This window comes from Dactylosporangium siamense (genome assembly GCF_016862795.1).
GTDB classification, from domain to species: Bacteria; Actinomycetota; Actinomycetes; order Mycobacteriales; family Micromonosporaceae; genus Dactylosporangium; species Dactylosporangium siamense.
The window spans coordinates 63,340-81,676 of sequence record NZ_BONQ01000172.1 but is presented as its reverse complement, the minus strand read 5'-3'; the positions used below and the strand labels follow the sequence as shown (position 1 = coordinate 81,676).

14 protein-coding genes are annotated in these 18,337 nt (G+C 72.2%); 9 read left to right on the top strand and 5 right to left on the bottom strand.

Going from position 1 to position 18,337, the window contains the following annotated elements; translation table 11 throughout:
• Positions 1–43 precede the first annotated feature (43 nt).
• Positions 44–997, top strand: a complete 954-nt coding sequence (locus tag Dsi01nite_RS51300; protein ID WP_203853806.1) for an NAD(P)-dependent alcohol dehydrogenase — start codon at positions 44–46, stop codon at positions 995–997.
• A gap of 107 nt (positions 998–1,104) precedes the next feature.
• Complete coding sequence (locus tag Dsi01nite_RS51295) at positions 1,105–1,713, top strand: hypothetical protein (RefSeq protein ID WP_203853805.1); 609 nt, start codon at positions 1,105–1,107, stop codon at positions 1,711–1,713.
• 22 nt (positions 1,714–1,735) lie between these two features.
• Here Dsi01nite_RS51295 and Dsi01nite_RS51290 read toward each other — a convergent pair whose 3' ends face one another.
• A complete protein-coding gene (locus Dsi01nite_RS51290; protein WP_239137026.1) occupies positions 1,736–2,938 on the bottom strand; it encodes an alpha/beta fold hydrolase in 1,203 nt (400 codons plus the stop codon).
• Positions 2,939–2,978: 40 nt separating this feature from the next.
• On the bottom strand, positions 2,979–4,154 hold the full coding sequence (locus tag Dsi01nite_RS51285; RefSeq protein WP_203853803.1) for a pentapeptide repeat-containing protein: 1,176 nt from the start codon (positions 4,152–4,154) through the stop codon (positions 2,979–2,981).
• A gap of 476 nt (positions 4,155–4,630) precedes the next feature.
• Here Dsi01nite_RS51285 and Dsi01nite_RS51280 point away from each other — a divergent pair, with 476 nt between their 5' ends.
• From Dsi01nite_RS51280 to Dsi01nite_RS51265, 4 genes are all read left to right on the top strand, one after another.
• The gene (locus Dsi01nite_RS51280) at positions 4,631–5,431 is read left to right on the top strand and encodes an ABC transporter ATP-binding protein (protein WP_373318954.1); all 801 of its coding nucleotides are present in this window, start codon (positions 4,631–4,633) and stop codon (positions 5,429–5,431) included.
• Positions 5,416–7,287, top strand: coding sequence for a hypothetical protein (locus Dsi01nite_RS51275; protein ID WP_203853802.1), 1,872 nt, complete (start codon positions 5,416–5,418; stop codon positions 7,285–7,287). Before Dsi01nite_RS51280 ends, Dsi01nite_RS51275 begins: the two co-directional genes overlap by 16 nt.
• Positions 7,288–7,416: 129 nt before the next feature.
• Complete coding sequence (locus tag Dsi01nite_RS51270; RefSeq protein ID WP_203853801.1) at positions 7,417–9,909, top strand: ricin-type beta-trefoil lectin domain protein; 2,493 nt, start codon at positions 7,417–7,419, stop codon at positions 9,907–9,909.
• Positions 9,910–9,976: 67 nt separating this feature from the next.
• Positions 9,977–10,387, top strand: coding sequence for a DUF6069 family protein (locus Dsi01nite_RS51265; RefSeq protein ID WP_203853800.1), 411 nt, complete (start codon positions 9,977–9,979; stop codon positions 10,385–10,387).
• Between the two features lie 15 nt (positions 10,388–10,402).
• Here Dsi01nite_RS51265 and Dsi01nite_RS51260 read toward each other — a convergent pair whose 3' ends face one another.
• Together Dsi01nite_RS51260 and Dsi01nite_RS51255 are read right to left on the bottom strand one after the other, a co-directional pair.
• The gene (locus Dsi01nite_RS51260; protein WP_203853799.1) at positions 10,403–11,638 is read right to left on the bottom strand and encodes a HEAT repeat domain-containing protein; all 1,236 of its coding nucleotides are present in this window, start codon (positions 11,636–11,638) and stop codon (positions 10,403–10,405) included.
• An 11-nt stretch (positions 11,639–11,649) separates the two neighbouring features.
• On the bottom strand, positions 11,650–12,597 hold the full coding sequence (locus tag Dsi01nite_RS51255; RefSeq protein WP_239137024.1) for an SMP-30/gluconolactonase/LRE family protein: 948 nt from the start codon (positions 12,595–12,597) through the stop codon (positions 11,650–11,652).
• Positions 12,598–12,689: 92 nt separating this feature from the next.
• Here Dsi01nite_RS51255 and Dsi01nite_RS51250 point away from each other — a divergent pair, with 92 nt between their 5' ends.
• From Dsi01nite_RS51250 to Dsi01nite_RS51240, 3 genes are all read left to right on the top strand, one after another.
• On the top strand, positions 12,690–13,130 hold the full coding sequence (locus Dsi01nite_RS51250; protein ID WP_203853798.1) for an Lrp/AsnC family transcriptional regulator: 441 nt from the start codon (positions 12,690–12,692) through the stop codon (positions 13,128–13,130).
• 84 nt (positions 13,131–13,214) lie between these two features.
• Positions 13,215–13,820 carry a GNAT family N-acetyltransferase gene (locus Dsi01nite_RS51245; protein WP_203853797.1) on the top strand — a complete coding sequence of 202 codons (606 nt, stop codon included), beginning with the start codon at positions 13,215–13,217 and terminating at the stop codon, positions 13,818–13,820.
• A 7-nt stretch (positions 13,821–13,827) separates the two neighbouring features.
• Positions 13,828–14,763, top strand: a complete 936-nt coding sequence (locus Dsi01nite_RS51240) for a phosphotransferase (RefSeq protein ID WP_203853796.1) — start codon at positions 13,828–13,830, stop codon at positions 14,761–14,763.
• 13 nt (positions 14,764–14,776) lie between these two features.
• On the opposite strand, the gene Dsi01nite_RS51235 is transcribed toward Dsi01nite_RS51240, so the two are convergent.
• Positions 14,777–18,295, bottom strand: a complete 3,519-nt coding sequence (locus tag Dsi01nite_RS51235; protein WP_203853795.1) for a P-loop domain-containing protein — start codon at positions 18,293–18,295, stop codon at positions 14,777–14,779.
• Positions 18,296–18,337: the final 42 nt, after the last annotated feature.

Here is an 18,337-nt window from a genome sequence, read left to right as displayed (position 1 = left end):
CTACAGATGAACGTGGATACGAGAGGTGGGGGGAGTGACGCCGATGAGAGCTGTCGTCTACGACCGTTACGGGCCGCCGGACGTGCTGCGGATCGAAGAGGTTCCCACGCCGGCACCCGCGGCCGGGCAGGTGCTCGTCAGGGTCGCGGCGACGTCGGTCAACCTCAGCGACTGGGAGACGCTGATCGGCACGCCGCTCTACTCGCGGATCGGCGGGCTGCGGACGCCGGCGCGCCGGACGCTCGGCTCGGACATCGCCGGTTGGGTCGAGGCGGTCGGGCCGGGTGTGACCCGGTTCAGTGCCGGGGACGAGGTGTACGGCGACAACCTCTGGCTCAAGGGCGGGTTCGCCGAGTACGCGATCGCCCCCGAGTCGGTGCTGGTGGTGAAGCCCGCGGGGCTGTCCTTCGTCGAGGCGTCGACCATCCCGCAGGCCGGTGTGATCGCCTGGCAGGGGACCGGCGGCGCCGGAGCCGGGCAGCGGGTCCTGGTCAACGGTGCCGGTGGAGGTTCCGGCGCGTTCGCGATCCAGCTCGCCAAGCGGCTCGGGGCGCACGTGACCGGTGTCGACAACGCCGGGAAGCTCGACTTCATGCGGGCGGTCGGGGCGGACGAGGTGATCGACTACCGGAGTGAGGACTTCACCCGCCGTGGCCCGTTCGACCTCATCCTCGACCTGGTGGCGCACCGCTCGGTGTTCGCCTACCGCCGGGCACTGGCGCCCGGCGGCCGTTACCGGTGTGTCGGCGGATCGGTGCCGACGCTGCTCCGCGTGCTGACCGCCGGCACGGTGACCGGCCTGCTGACCCGCCGGCGGATCGGTGTCCTCGCGGTCAAGGAGGGGCCGGCGTACTTCGTACCGGTGGCCGAGCGGTGCGTGGCGGGTGACCTCAAGATCCACGTCGACCGGACCTTCACCCTCGACCAGGTGCCCGAGGCGCTGGCCCGGGTGGGTGAGGGACAGGCGCTGGGCAAGGTCGTCGTCAGGGTGAGCTGATCAGGCCGGTGAGTCAGACAGCGGACGGCCGTCCTGCTCGAAGCCGACACCGAGGCAGGTGATCAAGAAACTACGATCACTGGCTCTGACCATCGGAAGGCGTCGGCATGACCCCGCAGCAGCAATCTTCCACACTCGCGACCGGCGTCGAGTGGGCCCGTCGGCTGGGAGTCGCCGCCCTGGCCGGCGGCATCACGGGGCTGGTCGCCGGCGGCATCGTCGGGCGGCTGTTCATGCTGGTCCTGGCCCGGCTGAACCACCCCCGGGCAACCGGCGTGATCAGCGACGACGGCTTCGTCATCGGCCGGTTCACGCTCGCCGGTACGCTCAATCTCCTACTGGTCGGCACCGTTCTCGGCGCGATCGGCGGGCTGGTCTGGCTCGCCATCCGGGGTCTGCGCTTCGGTCCGCTGTGGTGGCGGCGGGTCAGCCTGCCGCTCGGGGCGACCCTCGTCATCGGGGCGATGCTGGTGCACAGCGACGGTGTCGACTTCACCCTGCTCGACCCACCACTCGTCGCCGTTGCCCTCACGCTCAGCGTCCCGCTGCTCGCGAGCGTCCTCGTCACCTGGCTCGGCGACCGCTGGATCGGCAGTGACCAGACCGTCTGGCAACAGCTGCCGGCGGTGGTCGCCTGGACCGCCAGGGCCGCCCTGACCCTGGTCGCCGGCTGGGCGCTGGTCGACCTGGCCACCAAAATCAGTCGCATCCTCTGACGGCCACCCGCTGAACTGCGTTTCAGGCGCGAACCAGGGTCATCAAACGGTCGAGGACCCGGCTGCCGTCCGCGCGTAGGCCGTTGTGGAGGTACTCGTCGGTGAGCCACCGGCGCATGCCGGGCAGCAGGTCGGCGGTCTCCTCCGAGAACCGCCGGATGACGAACGGGTCGTCGGCGTAGATCACGGCGGCGCAGGGCACGTCGACCCGGGCCAGCACGTCGGCGTCGTAGAGGCGTGGCCACGGGTGGTCCGCGAGGACGGCGGCGACGTCGCGGTACGGTCGCAGGCCCGGCGTGTCCTGGAAGTGCCAGGGGAACAGGTGCTCGGCGGTGAGCAGCGCGGAATCGCCGGTGAAGTCGTCCGGCTGGACGCGTTCGGACGACCATCGGGTGGCTCCGCCGTCGGCGTAGCTCGACTCGTGCAGGACCGAGTACAGCGGGTTGCGGGCGTCGAACGGCAGCAGCGCGGTGACGTCGTGCCGGAACGCCGGGGAGCTGAAGTCCAGTTCGAGGACGTGGTGGATGTTCTCCGCTCCGCCGTGCGCGCCGAGGTGGTGGCCGATGGTGCGCATCAGCCGGCGGGAGATCGGTTCGCCGCCGGGAGTCCGGATGTCACCCGCGTCGCAGCGGTCGAGCAGTTCCCGGAGCCGGGCCGCGTCCCGCGGATACGTGCGGTGGTAGCGCCGGTCCAGCACACGCATCGCGTCGAAGGTGGCGGAGTAGACCTCGTCGACCGGCCGGCCGACCGGTGGCAGCCCGCCGGTGAACAGCACCTCGCGGAGGCTGTCCGGCGCGACGGACAGGTAGTGCAGGGCGGTGAAGCCGCCGAACGACTGGCCGAGCACGCTCCATCGGCGGGCGCCCAGGTGCTCCCGCAGGCATTCCGCGTCGCGCACGATCGCGTCGGCGCGGAAATGGACCAGCCGCTGCGCGTCCGCGACAGCGTCCGGGCCCGGATCACCGTAGGGCGTGGAACGTCCGGTGCCCCGCTGGTCGAGCATGATGACCCGGAAGTCCCGCAGCGCCCGTTCGAGCCAGCTCGGCGACGACGGCAGGGTCGACGGTCGCGGCGCCTCGAAGCCCGGGCCGCCCTGCAGGTAGACCAGGTACGGCCGGTCGCGTCCGTCCGCGGCGGCGATCTCCCGCGCGTACACCTCGATGGTCGGACCGTCGGTGTGGTCATGGTCGAGCGGTACGGTGATCACGTGATCGGTCAGCAGCACCCCAGCATCATATGGCGGCCTTCGTCCGGTTGGTCGAGGCTCAGCGGCGCAGTGCGCGGCCGGCACCGGCAACGACCGTCGTGGCGAGGACCCAGCCTGCCGCCATCACCGCCACCGCCACCGCCTTGTCGGCACCTACCGGATCCCACGCCCGCTCCTGGCCCAGATCGACCAGCGGCACCAGGAGGTCCAGGGTGTAGAGCAGCGGGTCCCAGGTCGGCGCCCCACCCAACGTGATCGGACGCAGCGGGCCGCTCCACGCGAAGAACCCGCTGCCCGCCGCCAGCACCGCGACGAGCCACAGCAGCGCCCACGCCGGACGGTAGCCGAAGCCGATCGCGACGTCCTGCATCGCACCCCATACCGCGCCGAGCCTGCCCATCGCCCGATGCCGCAGGCGTTCCCGGACGCGGCGCACCTCGCTGGCCTCCTGCTCCCGGCCGTCGCGCTGCAATGCGGCGGCGAGCTGGTCATAGGGGCCGGGCGTGAACCCGGTCGCGTATCGGGCCATCCAGGTCAGCCGCTGCGCGGCGGTCCACTCCGTGGCGTCATCGGAGCGGCGGGTCACCCGCTCGTAGGTCAGGCCGGCCAGCTCGATCCTGCATGCTTCCGGCCAGCCGACAGGGTCGTCGATGAGTCGCCCGACGTGTGCGTCACGCAGCACGATCATGCCGGCCGAGGACGGTGTGAGGCGCAGCGTCAGCATCGCGGTCTGCGCCTCGACGAGCAGCAGGGCATCACCGTCTGGATTGCGTAGCGTGTTGCGCTGCAAGACGATCGCCACTGCGGCCCGCAGACCGTTCATCATGACGACGCCATCGGTGACAAGGTCGTGCGCCCGCACGCTGATGCCGACCGTCACCGCGTTGGCGCTGATCGCCGCGCCGTCCGTCGGCGCCTGCGCGTCGGCCTTGGCGAGGCTGAGATCACCGGCGATCCGTGTGCCGTCCATCCGCAACCCGGCCGCGTACCCGGCGCCGTGGCCGAGCCGGGCGTCGCCCTCGATGACGGCGCGCTGCAGGTTGACCGGACCACCGAACCGGCTGCCGCTCAGGTCCAGCCCGCCGCCCACCCGCACGTGATGGAACCAGCCTTGCCCGGCGATCCGGGCGTTGCGCATGCCGAACCACCGAACCACCTGCAGCGATTCGGTGTCGATGCCCGGCAGCGTGCTGCCGTCGAGGTTCACCGACCCCAGCTCCGCGTGGTCAAGCACGACCGCCTCGTCGAACACGCAGTGCCGCAGGCGTATCGGCGCATCGACTCTGGCTCCGGTGAGATCGAACCGCCCGGTGATCCGTGCACCGGCGAGGTCGACGCGCGCCGTCCGCCCGGGCATAGCCGGCGGTCCGGCCAGCAAGAGCTCCGCGATCACCTCGGCCCGCACCGAATTCTCGGACCCCGGCGGCCGGTCGGTGAGGTCAAGCAACGTCCCGGTGCGATAGGCACGGCGCAAGGCCCGCTCGACACGATTCCACACCGGCGCCTCCGAAGACACAGCATCAAGCCGGACCGGTACCGGACCCTACGGCAAACTCGTTGATGTCGCGTCAACCACGGACGTCAATTTGGAAATCCGGTCCGGACACGCAATCGGGGCACTCCTCGGGGGATCTCCGCACCTACCCTGTCTGCTATCCGGTGCGCGGGTGTGCACGCTCGAGGACAGCCCAAGGGGAAGCGGTGGAGACATTGGCCAGGCACGATGCCGACGCGTCACATCCGGGTGGCGGGGAGGCGGCGCCGGCGTTTCGGCTGACCGGCCTGCACAAGGTCTTCGCCGACAACGTCGCCGTGGACCATGTCGACCTGACGGTTCCCCGGGGCTCGTTCTTCGGGCTCGTGGGGCCCAACGGCGCCGGCAAGACCACGGCGCTGTCGATGGCGGTCGGTCTGCTCCGACCTGACGAGGGCCGGTCCGAGGTGTTCGGCGTCGACGTGTGGTCCGACCCGGTGCAGGCCAAGGCGATCATGGGGGTCCTGCCCGACGGGCTTGCGATGCCAGAGCGGCTGACCGGGCGCGAGCTGCTCACCTTCATCGGTCAGCTGCGCGGCATCCCCGACGACGTGGTGGCGCAGCGGACGCAGGAGCTGCTGGACGTGATGGAGCTCAACGACGCCGAGCGGACCCTCGTCGTGGACTACTCCACCGGTATGCGCAAGAAGCTCGGCCTCGCGACCGCGTTGCTGCACGCGCCGCGGCTGCTGGTGCTCGACGAGCCGTTCGAAGCGGTGGACCCGGTCTCGGCGGCCGCGCTCAAGGCGATCCTGCTGCGGTTCGTCGCCGCGGGCGGCTCGGTGCTGCTGTCCAGTCACGTCATGCCCCTGGTCGAGCAGCTGTGCGACACGGTGGCCGTGATGGCCAAGGGCAGGGTCGTCGCCGCCGGCCGGCTCGACGAGGTGCGCGGCGACGGCACCCTCGAGGAGACCTTCGTGCGCCTGGTGGGCGTCGAGGTCGGCCACGGGGAGGGGCTGTCGTGGCTGGCATCCTGATCCGGATGAAGCTGGCGATCCTTCGCCGCTCCATGACCGGCGGCAAGGCCACCTGGATGGTCGTCGGCGGTGTCATCGGCATCGTCCTGGCCGGCGCCACGATCTGGCTCAGCCTCCTGGACGGCACCGACCCGCACGTGGTCGCCGACCTGCTCGCCGCCGTCTACCTCATGTGGGCGCTCGGCTGGGTCATCGGCCCGATCTGGGGCGGCGCCACGGTGCTGCGCGTCGAGCACTTCGCGCTGCTGTCGGTGCCCCGCCGGCGGCTCGCCTTCGGCCTGCTCGGCGCGGCCTTCGTCGGCATCACCACCGCCGTCACCCTCCTGGGGTTCCTGAGCCTGATCGTCTACGCCGCCCGCCTCGGCGTCGTGCCGGCGCTCGTCGCGGTGCCCGGTGTCGTGCTGCAGCTGATCTTCGTCGTGCTGCTCTCGCGGGTTGCCATGGCCGTGTTCGGGGTCGTGGCGAGGTCCCGCACCGGCGCCGCGTTCACCGGTGCCGTCATCGCCGCGATGATGGTGCTCGCCCAGTCCGGGTGGATGGTGTACGTCGCGATCCAGGTCTCCGGCGTGTTGACGACCGGCTTCGGACCGGGCTTCCGCACGACGGTCCGGGCGGTCCCGTCGGGTTGGGCGCTCGTCGCGGTCGAGTCGGCCGACACGGGGGACTGGTGGCTGGTGCTCGCCGCCCTCGCCGGACTGGCCGCGCTCATCGTGCTGTTGCTGCTCGCCTGGAGCCGCACGCTCGGCTCGCCGCGCCGGGCCCGGGCCACCATCCGTGGCTCGCGCGACGCGCGCCCGGCCCGCGGCGGGCTGTACGCCGGCAGCGCCGGCCCGATGCTGCGCAAGGAACTGCGCACGTGGTGGCGCGACCCGCTGCGGACCCAGTCGGTGTTCGTCCCGGTCGTCTGGGCGCTCGGCACGGCGCTGCTGCCGCTCACCTTCGACTCGAAGCTGCTGCTGCCGTGGGCCGCGCCCGCACTCGCCGTCATGGCCGGTGCCGCCGTGTCCAACCTGTACGGTCAGGACGGCACGGCGCTGTGGATGACGCTGCTCACCGGCAGCGAACGCGCCGACCTGCGCGGCCGGCAGCTGGCGTACCTGCTCATCTTCGGCCCGATCACGCTCGTCGTCGCGGTGGTCTGCACCGTCTGGAGCGGCCAGACCTGGACCTGGCCGTGGGTGCTGGCCCTCACGCCGGCGATGCTGGGCGGCGGGGCGGGCCTGGGCGCGCTCGTGTCCGTGGTGGCGCTCGCCCCCGGCCCGGACGCCCACAAGCGACCCGACAACCCCTTGGAGCACGGCGACACGACCGGCCAGGCCAACCTCATGGTCTGGGGCGGGCTGTTGCCGGGCATCCCGGCGGGTGCGCTCCTCGGGTTCGGCACGGTGTACGACAACGCCTTCCTGCTCTGGGCGGCGGTCCCGGTCGGCGTCGCCACTGGTGTCCTCCTCGCCTGGTGGCTCGGGAACGTGGCGGTGCGCCGCCTGGAGGCGCGCGGCGCGGAGCTGCTGTTCCTCATGCGCACCGGCCGCACCAGCACGTCGGTCAAGATCGACGTGCCGAAGCGGGCGGTCTGGGCGTCCATCGCCGGCTGGACGTTCGGCTCGATCGCGCTGTTCCCGCAGGGCATCGTCCCGATGATCGTCCTGGCGGCCGGGCTCGAGGTGAAGTCGTGGTTCCTGGCGCTGTACCTCCCCGGCGCCCTGCAGTGGCCCACTGCCGCCGTCATGGTCCTGCTCGGCGGGTGGCTGTACTACGTCGCCATCAAGGCAGCCATTGCGAGCAAGCCCTCCGCTCCGTCCGGCGACGCCGCCGAGCCGGCGGAGCAGCAGCCAGCGGAGTTTGAATCGGTCTGATCGCGACGCGCGTCCCGGGACGTTCCGAAACTCGTCGACCGGCGTCGATGTGAGCGCTAACGTGCCGGCTGCCGTGCGGTCCGTGCCGTCCGGCACACGGATCCGATACCCGCCAGTACGAGGAGCCGAATGACCCGCAAGAGCTTGCGTCTGCTCGCCGCAGTCGCACTGTCCGCACCCCTGGCGTTCGCCGTCCCGATCGTCGCCGCCACACCCGCCGCGGCGATCGGACCGACCACGTCCCGGACGGCCGCACCACCGACGATGGGGTGGTCCACCTGGAACCACTTCGCCGACACGTACGACTTCACCACCATCAAGGCACAGGCCGACGCCATGGTCGCGGCCGGGATGCGCGACGCGGGCTACGTCAACATCGGCCTGGACGAGGGCTGGTGGCAGGGCAACCGCGACGGCGCCGGCAACATCGTCGTCGACGCCCAGCAGTGGCCGCAGGGCATGGCGGCGGTGGCCGACTACCTGCACGCGCGCGGCCTCAAAGCGGGCATCTACACCGACGCCGGCCTGCAGGGCTGCGGCTCGCTCTATCCGCGCAACAAGCCCAAGTTTCCCAACCAGGGCAGCTACGGCCACTACGACCAGGACTTCCTGCAGTTCCAGCGGTGGGGCTTCGACTTCGTCAAGGTGGACTGGTGCGGCGGCGACCAGCAGGGCCTCAACCCGAAGCAGCAGTACACCGAGGTGAGCGCGGCCATCCAGCGGGCCTCGGCGATCACCGGCCGGGAGATGATCCTCAACATCTGCGTGTGGGGCCGCGACGACCCGTGGACCTGGGGCCCGGGGATCGGGGACTCGTGGCGCACCAGCGGCGACATCGGGCCGGGAGCCTCCGACAGCCCCGACGTCGCACCGATCTCGCTGGACCAGGTGATCGAGAACTTCGACCGGGCCGTGCATCCCCTTGCCGTGCACACCGGCTACTCCAACGACGCCGACATGATGATGCTCGGCGTGCGCGGACTGTCCGATGAGGACAACCGCACACACCTGGCGCTGTGGGCCATGCTCGGTGGCCCGCTGCGCGCCGGCAACAACCTGGCCACCATGTCGGCGCAGACCCGCCAGACGCTGACCAACCGCGACGTGATCGCGGTCAACCAGGACGCCGCCGGGCTGGGACCGGTCCGGGTTTACGACAACGGTGCCGGGCTGCAGGTGTACAGCAAGGTTCTCGCCGGCACCGGCAAACGCGCCGTGCTGCTGTTCAACCGGGGCACCACCGGCGCGCCGATCGTCGCGAGGTTCTCCGATCTCGGCCTGGTCCCGTCGGGTACGGCCACCGTCCGCAACCTGTGGACCGGGCAGACCCAGACCGGCGTGCAGCAGTCGTTCAGCGCGTTCGTGCCGGCGCGTACCCAGGCGATGTTCGTGGCGTCCGGGGTGGAGCCCTCCACCGCCACCACCGGGGGCGAGGCGGCCGGCAACCAGCTGACCGGCACCGCGGGTCGCATCGCCTGCCCGGCCTGTGAAGGTGGCAGCCGGGTCGGGTACCTGGGCAACAGCGACGGGCACAACGGCACGCTGACCGTCACCGGCCTGACCGCCCCGCGGACCGGGTACGCCCAGGCACAGCTGCGCTACACCAACGGCGGCGCGGTCAGCCGTACCCTCACGATGACGGTGAACGGCATCGACGCGACCGTGGTGGCGTTCCCGCCGACCGGCGGCTGGGACGTGCCGAACACGGTGTCGGTCACGGTGCTGCTGCGCGAGGGTGCGGGCAACCAGCTGTCGTTCGCCAACACGACCGGCGGCGGCGCGGACATCGACGCGGTCGTCGTCGGCGCGCCCGTCGCGCTCAACGCGGCCGCGCTCACCGGCGGACCGGTGACCGGCCCGGGCGGGCTGTGCGTGGACGTGGCCGGCGCCAACCGGGCCAACGGCACGGCGATGCAGCTCTACACGTGCAACGGCAACGGCGCGCAACAGTGGACGCCGCAGTCCGACGGCGCGCTCGAGGCGCTCGGCAAGTGCCTGGACGTCCCGGGCGGGCAGACCGGCAACGGCACGCAGGTCTGGCTGTGGGACTGCACCGGCGCCGCCAACCAGCAGTGGCGGCCGGGCCCGAACGGTTCGCTGGTCAACCCGTCGTCCGGCCGCTGCCTGGACAGCCCCGGCGGCTCGACCACCGTCGGTGCGCGGCTGCAGATCTGGGACTGCGTCGGCAACAGCGCGCAACGGTTCACCCTGCCGGCACGGGTCGCGCGACAGATCACGGGCGTGGCCAACCGCTGCGTCGACATCCAGGGCGTGTCGGCCGGGGACGCCGCCAACGGCAACGCGGTCGGGCTGTGGGACTGCAACGGCCTGCCGTGGCAGCAGTGGACGGTCCGCGGCGACGGCGAGATCCAGACGTCGGCCGGGTCCGGACGATGCCTGGAGACGCCCGGCAGTGCCACCGCGCCCGGCACCGCCGTGCAGGTGTGGGACTGCGCCGGCTCGCCGTGGACCAATCAGAAGTGGTGGGTGCGCACCGACGGCTCGATCGTCAACCTCAGGTCGAACCTGTGCCTGGACACCCAGAACGGCGCCACCGGCAACGGCACCCGACTGGTGATCAACCCGTGTGACGGCCGGGCGTCCCAGCGCTGGCGTCCTTGACAGGTCCCTCGACCTCGTCCCTATAGTGGTTGCAGAACGCAATCACTATAGGGACGGGGAACGCAGCATGACCACCTCCACCGCGGACAGCGCCACCACCCCACGCCTCGGTGTGCTGATCGGGATCGGCGTCGCCGCCGCGGTCATCGCGAGCATGGCCACCACGGGTGTCGCGGCCGCCGGCCGCGCCGCCGGGATCACCCTCACCATGAACGGCGAGGCCATCCCGGTCAGCGGCTTCGGCGCCCTGACCGCCATCTTCTCGCTGGTCGGCGTCGTCCTGGCCGTGGTGCTGGCCCGCTTCACCCGGCACCCACGCCGGATCTTCGTCCGCACCACCGTGGCGCTCACCGCCCTGTCGCTGGTGCCGGACGTGCTCTCCACCGCCGCGCCGGCCACGAAGGCGCTGTTCATGACCGCCCACCTGGTCGCCGCCGCGATCGTGATCCCCGCCGTCGCGCGCCGCCTGTCGGCCTGACGGGTGCTCTGCCGATCAGATCGGCAGAGCACCTGGCGGCGTATCAAGTCCGGCGCTGTTCCTGACGAAGGCGAGGAGACCGTCGCCCTCGCGGACGGTGTGCGGGCCGGTCGGTGACGTCGACATCGCTGCGGCTACCTCGAACGCGTCGGGCTTGCGGGTTCGCTCGACGGGGAGGCGGGCGCCGACTCGGGCGGTGTGGTCCTCCGGGTCGAGCCACCGCCGGATCTGCCCGTCCTCGCAGATCAGCCAGGCGGACTCGCGGCGGCTGCCGCCGTAGGAGTAGGCGTGCGCGGCGCCGAAGGTGGTGCTGAGTTCGCGGCAGGCGTCGGGATACCAGTGCCAGCCGCCCCACCGGCCGTACCACGGCCCGACGACAAGCGTCCATCCGTCCAGCCGCGCCGTGACGAACACCCGTTCCGCCCACGGCTTTCCGGCGACGGGTCCGCGTTGCGCGTCGCGGAGGGTGGCCGCATACCCGAGCCGCATCGTTGCCGGACGCGCATCCACGAGGTCGAGCGCGTCGAGGACGGCCGCCTGGTCCGCGCCGGGCAGCGCCAGCCAATGGCCCAGGATCGCCGGACCCTCCGGCATCCGGTCCGACTCGGTGCCCAGTTTGACGCGCACGAGCCGCTCGACGGCGGCCAGGTCCACGGGCAGCAGGCCACGGTCCCCGGCGATCTCGGCAAGCACCCGCAGCGCACCCGGCCGTAGCCGGCCCGGACCGGAGGAACGGATGTACTGGAGGTCCGGCACGGCCCGCTCACCCAGGCCGACGAACACCTTCGTCACAGCGGCCCGGACTTCCGGATGCCGATCCGCGAGCAGCTCCAACAGCGCACCGAGGACCTCCCGGCTGAACGTCCGGCGGTTCTCCAGGGCCAGGACGGCCGCGACGCGCACGTGCGGCGTCCGGTGCGCCAACGCGGCGATGAGGTCCTGGTCGAGATCGGCGCTTCCGTTGCCGCCGCCGAGGACCAGCCGCAGCGCGAAGGAGCACCACTGCCGGGCCGTCCCGGCGCGCGCTTCAGCGAGTCCGGCGAGTTCGGCGACGAGCGGCCCGACCGCCGGCCGGCCGATGCGCCGCAGCACCATCGCCACGTCGTACGGGCGCTCGGACGTCTCCTGCCGCAGCGCGGCGACGAGTGGCGGCACCGCAGACGACCCGGCAGCACACAGTCGCGTCTTCGCGTCGGCCCGTCGGGCCGCATCGGGGTCGCTGAGTTGGGCGATCAGCGCCGCGGCGTCCATGGTCGCCGAGGCTATCGCAGGGTGTCATCCAGCCAGGGCCGGCGTCCCGGTCCGGTCGGGTGGGTGCCCGTGACGCCCATGACGACCGAATACAGGCTGGTCTCGGCGGTGATGAAGAGCCGGTTGCGTTTGGTGCCGCCCCAGGAGATGTTGGCCACCGACTCGGGGACCAGCAGCCGCCCGAGCAGGGTGCCGTCGGGGTCGTAGCAGTGCACGCCGTCGTCCATCGCGGCGGCCCAGAGGCGGCCGGCGTCGTCGAAGCGGAGGTTGTCGAAGCGGGCGTTGTCGCGGGTGGACGCTTCGGCGAAGACCCGGCCTTCGGACAGGGTGCCGTTGTCCCGGACGTCGAAGACCCGGATGACGCCGGCGCGGGTGTCGGAGACGAACAGTTGCCGCTCGTCGGCGGAGAAGACCAGGCCGTTGGGTGCGCCGAAGCAGTCGGCGACGAGTGCGACCTCGCCGGTGGCGGGGTCGATGCGGTAGACGTTGTTGGACCCGATCTCGCTGTCGGCGCGGTACCCCTCGTAGTCGCTGGTGATGCCGAAGTCCGGGTCGGAGAACCAGATCGAGCCATCGGACCTGACCGCCGCGTCGTTCGGGCTGTTCAGGCGCTTGCCCTGCCACCGGTCGGCGAGCACGGTGACGGTGCCGTCGTGTTCGGTGCGGGTCACCCGGCGGTTGCCCTGTTCGCAGGTGACCAGCCGGCCCTGGCGGTCCAGGGTGTTGCCGTTGGTGTGTCCGGCGTTGCGGCGGAAGACGCTGACGGCGCCGGTCTCCTCGTCCCAGCGCAGCATCCGGTCGTTGGGGATGTCGCTCCAGACCACGTGCCGCCAGGCGGGAATGTAGATCGGTCCCTCCGCCCAGCGGCAGCCGGTGTAGAGGACCTCCAGCCGGTCGTCGCCGTTCATGCACCGCCCGGTTCGGAACCGGTCGTCGAACATCTCGTACAACACGCTCATGAACCTTCCCTTCGAACCGAACCTTGTTCAGCTCAGATCGTAAACCTAAGGATGCTGTATGGTGAAATCAGGTGAAGGCAGGACGGAGATCCGTGGATCACATCGATCGGGCGCTGGTGGCGAGGCTTCAGGAGGACGCCGGCCAGTCGTATGCCGGGCTGGGGCAGGCCGTCGGTCTCTCCGCCGGCGCGGCCCACGAGCGCGTGCGGAAACTGCGGGAACGCGGCGTCATCCGGCGCACCACGGTCGACGTGGACCCGGCCGCGGTGGGCGGCGGTGTCCTCGCCTTCGTGATGGTCGACTCGGCCTCGTGGATGGGTGACTCGGCCGACGACTTCGCGGCGCTCCCCGAGATCCTCGAGGCGCACGTCATCGCCGGCAGCGCGTCGGTCCTGGTGAAGGTCAGGACGACGACCACGGCACAGCTGCAGGACGTGCTCCGCCGGATCTACGCCATCGGCGGGGTCAGCGGGACGCAGGCCACAGTGGTGCTGGAGACCTTCTTCGAACGTCCCGTCTCCCCGCAGGCCTGACGACCGCCACGCCCGCTGAGGGGCGCGAGGTGGAAGCCCGGGAAATGCGGTGCGCCGGCCGACCGCTGACACTAGGGTCGCGCCATGGAGATCCGTAGTGTGATGCCGGCTGAAGAGCTGGTTGCCGAGGAGGTCGTCTCGGCGGCATTCGGTGAGCCACCGGACGGGCGCGTCGTGCAGATGATGCGAGCCCTGCAGACCAGCGGAGCGGCTCGGGCGAGCTTGGTCGCTGTTGTCGACGGGGAGCTGGTCGGGCACGTCGGTCTCTCCCGCGGCTGGGTGGACGCTCGACGCGAGCTGGTCGAGGTGATGGTGCTCTCCCCGCTGTCGGTGCGTCCCGACCTCCAGCGCAAGGGCATCGGCACCGCGTTGGTCGCGGCGGCGCTGGAGACCGCCGCGGATCGTGGCGCGCCGGCCGTTTTCCTCGAGGGCAGCCCGGAGTACTACGGACGGCGCGGGTTCACCTTCGCCTCCCCTCTCGGGTTCGACCCGCCCTCGACGCGCGTCCCGGACCCGGGGTTCCTGGTGGCGCTGCTTTCGTCGCACCAGCCGTGGATGGTCGGCCGGCTGATCTATCCCGAGGCGTTCTGGACCACTGAAACGGTCGGTCTGCGCGACCCTGAGCTGGAGCGGTTGGAAGTGCTGATCGCGTCGGAGCGTGCGGCCGGACGAGCGCCGGGAGGCGGATGATCGCGTGGTGACCGCAGACGACGATCTTGCGCATCTCGGCGCGCCGATCGGGCCGATGACCCGTGTCCACGGCGGGTTCGCCAACCGCATGTATCGGCTCGACACCGACCAGGGGTCGTTCGCGGTGAAGGAGCTGAACCTCGCCGACCGCCGCTCGACGTATCACCTCGAGGACGTGTTCAGGTTCGAGCGGGCGGCCTTCGCCGCCGGCATCCCGATGCCGGAGCCGATCTCGGCCGGCGACCGCACCCTCGTCCACCGGTGGGTCGAGGGGGAGAAGGTGCCCGAGGCGCCGGTGTCGGCGGCGTACGCGTTCGAGATCGGTGAGATCCTCGCGCGCATCCACGCGCTCGACGTCGAGTGGACCCACGTGCCGGTCGAGGAGCCGACGCCACAGGACTGGCCCGAGCTCGCCGCGCGGGCGGCGGCGACCGGGCAGCCGTGGGCCGCCGAACTCGCCGGGCACGTCGAGACGTTCCTCGCGATCGCCCACCTCGTCGACACCTGCGAACGGCCGGGCCCCGTCGTGCTGACCCACCGGGACATCCAGCCGTGGAACCTGCTCGCTCGGCACGGCCGGCCGGTGGTGCTCGACTGGGAGCTCTCGGGGCCGCTCGACCTGTCCGGTGAGCTCGGCTCGACCGCGCTGAGCCTCGCGAAGGGGCGAGGCTTCGACGTCATCGAGCCCACCATCTTCCGGTCGGTCCTCGACGGCTACGTCGCAGGGGGTGGAGCACTGCCGCCGCCGGGGCCGAGCTGGTTCGTGTTCATGATCGGCGGCTGGCTGGGGTTCACGAGGTGGAACATCCTGCGCTGCCTCGCCGGTGTCGAGGCGGGCGCCGGCCCTGACCTCGCGCTGTCGTGCGAGTCCGCGCGCAACGGCGTCCGCGGCCTCCCCGACATGTTCGGCCGGCTTGCGCGGTTCGAGGCGCTGCTCGGGTGAGCCGGCAGGGACGTCAGATCCCCAGATCGTCGGCGACGGCGGTGACGGCCGCGGGGCAGTGCCGGGCGATTCCGCCGATGCTGTAGATCCACGTCCCGCGCTGGAGTGCGCGGCCGAGCAGCTCGGCGGCGTGGTCCGGGATCGCGTCGGCCAGTTCGATCAGCGTGTCGATCCGCTCGCGGTCGTCGGTGACGGTGCCGGCAAGCGCTTCGGCGCGGTGACGCAGACCGAGTTTGGCGTAGGCGACGGCCGCCGCGGTCAGGGCCTCCGCGCGCTTCTCCGGGTCACCGGTCTCGTCGGCGGCGAGGGCCGCCCGGCGTGCGGCCTTCTCCGCCCGGCGGGTGTCGCCGGCCTGGCCGAACACGACCGCGGCGGTGGCCAACGCCTCGGCCTGGGCGAGGCCCTTCGGCTTGTCGGGCAGCGCGGACACGGCCTGCCGGGCCACCTGCACCGCCGCGGCGAGGTCATCGGCGCGGGCCATGGCGGCCGCCGCCCAGGCGAGGGCCTCCGCCTGCCGTTCGCGGGACTCGACGGACCGGGCGACGGCCCCGGCATGCCGGGCGGTGTCGCGTGCCGCCGCCTGGTCACCGGCCTCCATCAGCGCGTCGACGACCTCGACGAGCGCCCGTGGCCGGCGGCGCCGGCTGTCGATCCGGTCGACCACCGCGATGGCGTGGCCGGGGTCGCCCACGTGCGCGAAGGCGACGGCGGTCTCAGTGAGCGCCCAGACCCGCTGGAAGGGATAGCGGATGGTCGGGGCGAGTGCCTCGGCGCGATCGGCGGCCTCGCGGGCCGCGTCGACGTTGCCCGCCTGAGCCAGGGCGACGGCGACGTCGGCGAGCGTCCGCGCCCGCAGGCCGCGCTCCTTCACCTGGCGCATGGCGCGTTCCGCGGCATCGGCGTCGCCGGAACGGGCGGTGGCGACGGCGATGTCAGCGAGCACGTACTTCCGGAAGTCCTTGTCGATCTGGGGAGCGATGGCGACGGCTCGTTCGACGTCTCCGATCTGGACCAGTGCCTGGGCGAATTGGAAGAGCTGAAGACTGCGGATGGTCGGATTGGACGTATGCGTGGTGGTCTCCGCGTCCAGGGCCACGGCCCGCGCCACGTCGGTGCGACCGGCGACGGCGAGCGCGTGGGCCAGCGCGGTCAGGATCTGTGCCTGCTGGCCGGGGTTCCTCGCCGCGCCGGACAGGGAACGCGCGCGGTCGACGTCGCCGGTCCGGCCGAGCGCGGCGACGACCCGCGCCATCATCCCGGCCCACCGGGCCGCACCGTGGGGGTTGCCGTAGTCGGCGAACAGCGCCGCCTCATCGCTTTCCGGTGGTGTACGGGTGTGCGTCCCCGACCACCAGGACGGGGTGGGCACCGCGCGTGCGACGGTCTCCGCCCGCTCGGCATCGCCGGCGCTGGCCAGTGCCGCGGCGACCGCGAGCTGCATCGTGATCTTCTGATCGTTGTCGGGGATCAGCTGCGCCAGGCCGAGCACGCGATCGCCGCCGCCGGTGCGGGTCATGGCGTCGGCGACCGCGACCAGCGCCGAGGTCGGCTGCCTGTCGTTGAGGCTGAGCGCGAGGGCGGCCACCGCACGCTCCGCCACCAGGCGGGCGGTGCCGGCGTCGCCGGCGTCGGCGAGGGCAACGGCAACCCGGGCCAAGCCGGAGACGTGCGAGTCGACCAGGAGCAGCGCGCGGTCGGCGCGACCGGACCGCGTCAACGCGACGGCGACCGCGGTCATCGCCTCCGCCCGTCCGGCCGGCTCGGTGATGGCGGCTGCGACCGCCTCGGCCCGTTCGACGTCCCCGGTGTCGGCCAGCGCTTCGACGAGCTGCGGGTGGGCGCCCACCAGCGCGAGGGCGCGATCCAGGTCACCGGCGCGGACCAGTGCCGCCGCGACCGGGGGCAGCGCCGCCCGGGTCAGCGGACCGGGCGCCGGCGGTGGCACCGCTGCGCGGCGGCGTTCCCGGGACCGGCGGGTCGGGTCCGGCTGGATCGCGGTGCGCGCGAGCGCCTCGGCCCGCTCGACGTCGCCGGACACCGCCAGGGCATTGACGATGCCGGCCATCGCCCGATCCCGCTCGGACGCGTCGGTGATCGTTTCGGCGACGGCGGCGGCCCGCTCGACGTCGCCGGCGTCGGCCACCGCGATCGCGACCGACGCCAGCGCCTGCGCCATCCTGTCCGGCGGCCCGATCGACCGCGCCTTCGCCTCGGCCCGATCCGGTTCGCCGAGCACGGCCCACACCACCGGCAGCGCGCGGGGCATGCCCTCGTTGCGGCTGCTCAACCGGTTGCGATGGAACGCGAGACGGGTCAACGCCACAAGGTCCGGCGGCGACTCGTCCAGCGCGCGGGTGTTCACGACGGCGATCTCGGTGAGGGCCGCCGCGTCGCCGCCGGTGGCCCTGAGCATCCACTCGTGGCGTGCGGCGTCGGTCGCCCAGACGAGCATCCGGGACAGCTCGCCGCCGGCCCGCAGCAGCTCGAAGTAGCCACGCAGGAGATACTCGGGCGGCCCGTCCCGCCAACCGCGGCTGCGGCGGGTCTCGGCCCACCCGTGGAGGCGCCGCCGGTATCCGTCGAGCCGGTCGGCGAGGTACATCACGGCCTGCTCCTGCAGCCCGTCGTGGGCCAGCACGTAGACCGTCTCCTCCGCCCGCCACAGGCCCGGCCGCGGCGAGAACGTGCGGGCCGACGACCCGGCCAGGCGCTCCTCGACCTGCCAGTGTTCCGTGCCGGTGAGCTCGGCGAGGTCGGCGGCGCGCAGGCCACCCCGGGCGGTCACCAGCAGGCCCAGCAGATCCTGTTCCAACACGGTGCCGTGCAGCAGCCGGTGGAGCTCGCGGCGCGCCTCGTCCCGCTGTACCGCAGCATGCGGCGACGCCGCCAGGTCACGGATGACCTGCCGGTCGCGCAACGGATGGCCGGCCGGCACGTCGGACGGTAGTCGCGGGTTCGGCCGGCCGCTCACCACCACGCGGATCCCGGCCGGTGGCTGCGCGGGCAGCAGCGCGGCGATGCTGTGCCCGTGCGGTCCGGCGGCGAGCTCCTGGTCCTCGTCCAGCCCGTCGACCACGAGGACCAGCCGCTGGCCCTGCCCGCGGCAGTGCCGGGCGGCGCGGGCCAGCAGGTCCAGGAGGTGTGCCTCGCGGGTCGCGTCGGTCAGCAGCGCCGGCAGCGGCTCGTGCAGGAGCGTGGCCAGTTGCTCGAGCACCACTTCGGTGAAGGCGGTCCGGTCGCTCTGCCCGGCGAACCGGCTGGAGATGAAGAACGACACCACCCGCACACCGGCCGGCGGGTGCAGGACGAACCAGGACAGCAGCGCCGACTTGCCGGCCCACGCGTCGGCCCGCCACCACACGTACGGCGCCGCGTCCGCGTCGGTGCAGAACGCGGTCAGCGCGGCCAGTTCGGACTGCCGCCCGCGAAGCACCGGCGGGGCGATCCGGGCGACCTGCCGCAGGTACGCCGAACGCGGCACCGAAGGCGTGGCGCTGACGTAGGCACGGACGTCGACCGGCCCGTGGAACACGCCGACCGGACCGAAGCTGTTGGCAGGATCGATGGAGCTGGC